At 42.4% G+C, this 5,871-nt stretch carries 3 protein-coding genes; 2 read left to right on the plus strand and 1 reads right to left on the minus strand.

Annotated elements, in window-relative coordinates:
* Positions 1–39: 39 nt before the first annotated feature.
* Together L4C33_RS18935 and L4C33_RS18940 are read left to right on the plus strand one after the other, a co-directional pair.
* Complete coding sequence (locus L4C33_RS18935) at positions 40–1,443, plus strand: methyl-accepting chemotaxis protein (RefSeq protein ID WP_428813968.1); 1,404 nt, start codon at positions 40–42, stop codon at positions 1,441–1,443.
* A gap of 126 nt (positions 1,444–1,569) precedes the next feature.
* A complete protein-coding gene (locus tag L4C33_RS18940) occupies positions 1,570–2,763 on the plus strand; it encodes a class I SAM-dependent methyltransferase (RefSeq protein ID WP_428813966.1) in 1,194 nt (397 codons plus the stop codon).
* 78 nt (positions 2,764–2,841) lie between these two features.
* Here the strand turns inward: L4C33_RS18940 and L4C33_RS18945 are convergent.
* Positions 2,842–5,871: VWA domain-containing protein (locus L4C33_RS18945; RefSeq protein WP_428813967.1), on the minus strand; the 3,030-nt coding region annotated here is incomplete at its 5' end.

Raw genomic sequence — 5,871 nt, forward strand, 5'->3', positions numbered from 1 at the left:
ACACGTTCGTGTGGAAAGGAACTACCGAGAATAATAACTATGAAAGAAATGCCATTTCGCTGGATTGACAAATATCTCATTCATTTGAAAATCCAAGAAAAATTTTACTTACTCTTCATTCTCCCAGTCATTGCACTGCTTGTTCTAACTTTTGTGTTAGACAGCGCAGCAGATTCTTTACTCACTCACCTATACCAAGATGAGTTGCTATTAATGAAGAACCTGATAGAAGCTGGCGAGCTAACTCGGGACCAAGTAGCAAACCTACTTCGTGGTTCAGAGACTATCGCAATAGGTGCAGGCGCTGGTTCCGTGTCTGTAATGAATGGTGCATTTAGTATCGTGGCTATACACGAACAAGACTTATGGACCTCTTTGAGTGTAACGCAAGTCACCGTCATTGCTGTGACATTGTCACTGATTGCATTAGCTGTCTACTACATCATGACATTCATTGGTGGTGCGATGTTCGCAATGAATAAGTCTCTATCGACCCTTGCTAGCGGTGATTTGACGAGTCGAATGAATTATTTCCCTGTTCGAGATGAGTTTAGTGAAATTGCGATTACCATTGATAAGGTTGCTGAACGCGAACAACAAATGGTTCTCTCTATACAAGAGTCAGTTGCGCTTATGCAGCAAATAAGTTCTGACTTAAACCAATCGACTCAACAAAGCTCGAATATCTCCAACACACAGCAAGAACACTTAAACGGTCTTGCAAGCGCTACCGAGGAAATGGCTGCAACCATTCGCGAAGTGGCAACTCTTGCCCATGACTCTAGCACTCAAACGATGGATGCAAGGGGGGTTGCGCAATCTGGACAAGTTAAAGTATCAAACACATTAAGCTCTATCTCTAATTTATCGACAGAGATTCAATCGGCTTCTCAAGCCGTTGAAGAGCTTGATGCAAATGCAGCCCAGATTGATGAAGTAGTAGCAACAATCAATGGTATATCAGAGCAAACCAACTTGTTGGCTCTTAACGCTGCTATTGAAGCTGCTCGTGCGGGTGAGCAAGGCCGAGGTTTTGCCGTTGTAGCAGATGAGGTTCGTGCTCTTGCTGGAAGAACTCAGCAAGCAACGGTAGAAATTCAAACAATGATCGAAGCACTTCAACGCAATAGTCAATCGCTGACCAAATTAATGGAAGTAACGGTTAATAACGCTAATGAAGGCCAAAGCTTAATGTCTGAAGTAAATATTGAAATTGGTTCACTAGCCGAAAAGAACCAATCGATTTCAGACAGTAGCACACAGATCGCTACTGCAGCAGAAGAGCAAGGTGTGGTGGCTGATAATATTGCACAAAGTGTTGAAGAGATTCGTAATCAATCTAATAGCGTATGTGAAATGATCAGCACAACAAACGCTAACGTAGATCAACTACGTAAACAAAGTGACAGTATGGAAGGGTTGCTTACCGGATTAAAAGCGTAGCGCCCTTCTCGCTAATTATCGCTTAAAACCAGTAAAGGGCTGCTATTGCAGCCCTTTTGGTATTTGCTTTTCACCGACGCATCAATGACAATACGCCCCATTCAAAGACCAATTAAAGATCTCATTATGACTCCAGCAATTTATCTAGCTAAAGGCCGTGACAAATCGGTACGCCGCAAACACCCATGGGTATWCTCTCGTGGTATCGACAAAGTAGAGGGCGAACCAAAACAAGGCGAAACAGTTGATGTTTTTGCGCAAAACGGTAAATGGCTAGCTAAAGCTGCATACTCCCCGACTTCTCAAATTAGAGCTCGAGTATGGAGCTTTGAAAAAGAAGAAATCAACCTGGAGTTCTTTATCAAGCGAATTGAAAATGCTCAGCTTCTTCGTGAAGATATTATCGAACGTGACGGGCTTACTGGCTATCGTTTAATTGCTGCAGAGTCTGATGGTTTACCAGGGATCACAATCGATAAATACCAGGATTTCCTTGTTTGCCAACTACTAAGTGCTGGTGCTGAATTCAACAAGCAAACACTTGTTGATGCATTAGTACATTGTTTCCCTGATTGTAACGTATACGAGCGCTCTGACGTTGCTGTACGTAAGAAAGAAGGCTTAGAACARGTTGTTGGTGTACTACATGGTGAAGAACCACCAAAGTCAGTCGTTATCGAAGAGAATGGTATCAAAATCAGTGTCGATATTGTCGACGGCCATAAAACCGGCTTTTATCTAGATCAGCGTGACAGTCGTAAAGAAGCGATGAAATACGTCAAAAATAAAGACGTATTAAACTGCTTCTCATACACAGGTGGGTTTGGCCTTTACGCTCTAAAAGGTGATGCAAAACGCGTTATCAATGCTGACGTGTCACAACCCGCGCTAGATACAGCTAAGCACAATGCAGAACTTAACGACTTTGATATCTCGAAGAAACGAGCTGTATTCTTGAATGCGGATGTATTTAAATTACTACGTGAATACCGTGATCAAGGAACTAAGTTTGATGTGGTAATCATGGATCCACCAAAATTTGTTTCTAGCAAAAACAACCTAACATCTGGTGCCAATGGTTACAAAGACATCAACATGTTAGCTATGCAAATCCTTAAACCAGGCGGCACGCTGTTAACTTACTCTTGTTCTGGTCTAATGGGTGCTGACTTGTTCCAAAAAATCATCGCTGACGCTGCTCTAGACGCTGGTCGTAGCGTTAAATTCGTAGAGCGCTTCGAGCAAGCTGCCGATCACTTAATCGACACAGCCTATCCTGAAGGTTTTTACCTTAAAGGCTTCGCTTGTAAAGTTCTTTAATTTCTTTCCAAGTAGTCGCTAACTGCTGAGAACAGAATTTGTTATAGATAGTAAAAAGGGCCTTTCGGCCCTTTTTGATTATTGGTCTGGAAGGTGAACAAACAACGTATTCATCAAGTTTGTCAGCTCGTCTCCCGTGACCTGACCATCAGCTAAATTAGCAAATTGGTCACCAGTATGATCTAAGACAATTGTCTGGTTGTCCCCACTATTTCCAGCGTCAGATATAGTTATCACAATATCTGTATGCTCACCGCTATCATCAGTATCTGTAACTTTCTCAACAACAATATGCTCTAGTAAGTCTACCATCGTATTTTCATTTGGTAGTAATTCTGAAATATCCAAATGGTCTTCATTAACATGGAAGTCCGTAATCACATCTTCATGGTTTGCATAAGGCTCATCAACCCATTTAAAGATATCATCCCCCTCTCCACCAGTAAGAATGTCGTTACCAGCACCACCGATCAGGATGTCATGGCCGGCTCCTCCAGAGAGCTCATCATCACCAGCCCCACCAAACAGTTGATCATGACCTTCATCACCAAATAGCTTATCGTTTCCACCTTGGCCGAAGATAACATCATTCCCTTCTCCGCCATGAATTACGTCGCCTTTATCATCAGCGCGAGAAACATCAAACTCACTTGCGTGTTCAGAGATATACGTATGGATAGCTTTAACGTCAATTGAAGATAGAGGCTGGTTTAATTTAGCAGCGACGTATTCTTGCAAGGCAGCAACACCTTGTGAGTTACCGTTGAACTGCACCAAGTCACCAAATAATACATCAGCGCCGTCCCCACCAGAAATAATATCACTACCAGATGTTGCTAACGTTGTTTGCCCCAAAATCGCTTCAGCTAACTGGTCAACTGAAATTTTTGCATCTACTACACGATCACTATCAAAGTCTTTTAGTGTTGACTCTGATACTCCGCTCCCTATACCAATTGCTTGCACAACAGACATAGCCGACAGAACTTGATACATGTGTTGAGCTTGAACTTTAGGACTTAGGCCGTTATCAGCTTTAAATGTCGTAACATCGCCATCTTTCTCAACTTTGCCCAATTTCACATTGGTATATGGAGAATACACTTCATCATGGTGCTTTTTACCATCAATGATTAGGTTCCCATCAATATAAATGTCACCGTCAGGGTTTCTCGGAAGCTCAAGAACATCCTCGATCGTAAGGGTCTTACCCGTTGCTGAGTTGTGGTAGATCCAAAAATCACCTAATTGATTACCATCTTTTGTTGACTCATTAACTTCACCATCGCTAATAAAGAAACTATGGTTGGTCGCGCCATTATCTTGAAGACCAGCAAACCAGTCGACAGCTGAATCGAACCCGGCTTCATAATTTGTCATTCCTGAACTGTCATCTGTTATTTTGATTAACGCATCTGCAAAGTCTTTCTTCGGATTCAACCCACCTAAATCAATTGAAATCACATGACTCGCGTTAGTGTGAAACTCTGTAAGTAGAACATTAACCGTACCTGAATTATCACTGCCTGCGCTATCAACCAGAGCATCAAAAGCGGCTTGTAATTCGGGTTTAGCTAGAGAAATAGTGCCATGCATACTTCCTGACGTATCGAAGATAAATGCAATGTTGTAGTCCTCTCCAGGTACAATCTGTAACCCTTTGACATCACCGATGACAATATTATTTTCGTCTCCAGTGCTTATCTGGTCGTCTCCACTCTCTCCCGTTGATACCGAATAACCTCTAACGTTGACATCAACACTGTCAGACCCACTCGCCGAATCCGTGACCTTCCCATCTGATACTTCATGGGATACCGCTGTCGCTTTAATTGCGAAGTCCATAGTACCTGTATAATCTACTGGGACACGAATTTCAGCAGATGCAGCTCCATTAGCATTAAGAGCTAGTTCGTACACACCATTTATAGGGGTCATTAGCGTATCGCCAACAAACACGAGTAAACCTGAAGGGATTTCAGAAACTTCGACTTTATTATCAAGAACTTCGCTGCCATCAAGATCGTTAAGTTCGACTTGAATATCAAGAGGTAGTGTTTGTTCCTGAATAATTTCGTAGCCGCCATCAGGCTTGAAAAGTAAAACTCCGTCCGAAAAGATCAACCTATCTATCTCATAAATATGGTCACCATTCTCGTCCGCTGGAGTGTAAGGATCATTCGGAGTATCTATACCACGTTTATCTGTTACTAACCAGTGGCCGACCTTTCCACCGTGATCACCTAGATTAGTAAGAACATAATCACTAATAGAGCCAGAATAAACCATGGTATCAAAGCCATCATTGACGGTTGTATTTGTAGCATCGTCACCATCTATTCGATCATTGCCAGCTCCAGAAACAAACCAGTCGTTTCCAGCACCACCTTGATGGGTATCTGTGCCATCAGTTCCGATATACAGACTGTCTTGCTTATCTTGAGTACCCGGTTGACCGGAGCCTTCCCATTGATGAGCGATTTGAACGCCCTTATAACTATCGTCCAAATTCAATGTTTCGACTAGGTCAGAAAGCTGTTCACTAGTCAATTGTTGAGTATTTATCAAATTCTGATAAATATCACTGCTAAGACCATTACTCGCAACTAGATCTCCCAACGTTACTGTGACTTTAGGTGCATCCGCTATCGCATTAATATCAACCGACATTGTTGCGCTGCCGCTATTATTGACACCGTCGGTTGCGTGATAACTAAACTCAGCATAATCAGGTTTGTTATTTCCAGTRAGGCCCATGTCATCTTCATTAGATGAGCTAGAACCATGGTTCACTGGAACGAAGATTAACTTGTTAGATGTAATTTGTTCTTGCGTTACAGTAAACCCACTCCCAATCGTTGCAGTATCTAGGTGTACCCACGCATTACCATCGTAAAAATATAGGTCGCCTTCCGCTGCTTCAGAAGTGATCACGATGGATAAAATGTTTGAGTCAAGGTCCTCTACTTTGAAGTCCGCCCAGCTAAACTGGTAAGATTTATCCTCTTCGCCAATAACATGTCCATCTTGTACGGTAGGTGCAGTGTTATTGTCTTGTATGAGCCCTGTGCCAGAATCACCACCAATCGTGATAGTGTAAGTTTCATC

The sequence above is a fragment of the Vibrio makurazakiensis genome, assembly GCF_050337375.1.
Taxonomy (GTDB): Bacteria; Pseudomonadota; Gammaproteobacteria; order Enterobacterales; family Vibrionaceae; genus Vibrio; species Vibrio makurazakiensis.

Bases quoted from the DNA above. Each gene is read 5' to 3' on its own strand.
- L4C33_RS18935 (WP_428813968.1), top strand. From the start codon at position 40: ATGAAAGAAATGCCATTTCGCTGGATTGACAAATATCTCATTCATTTG.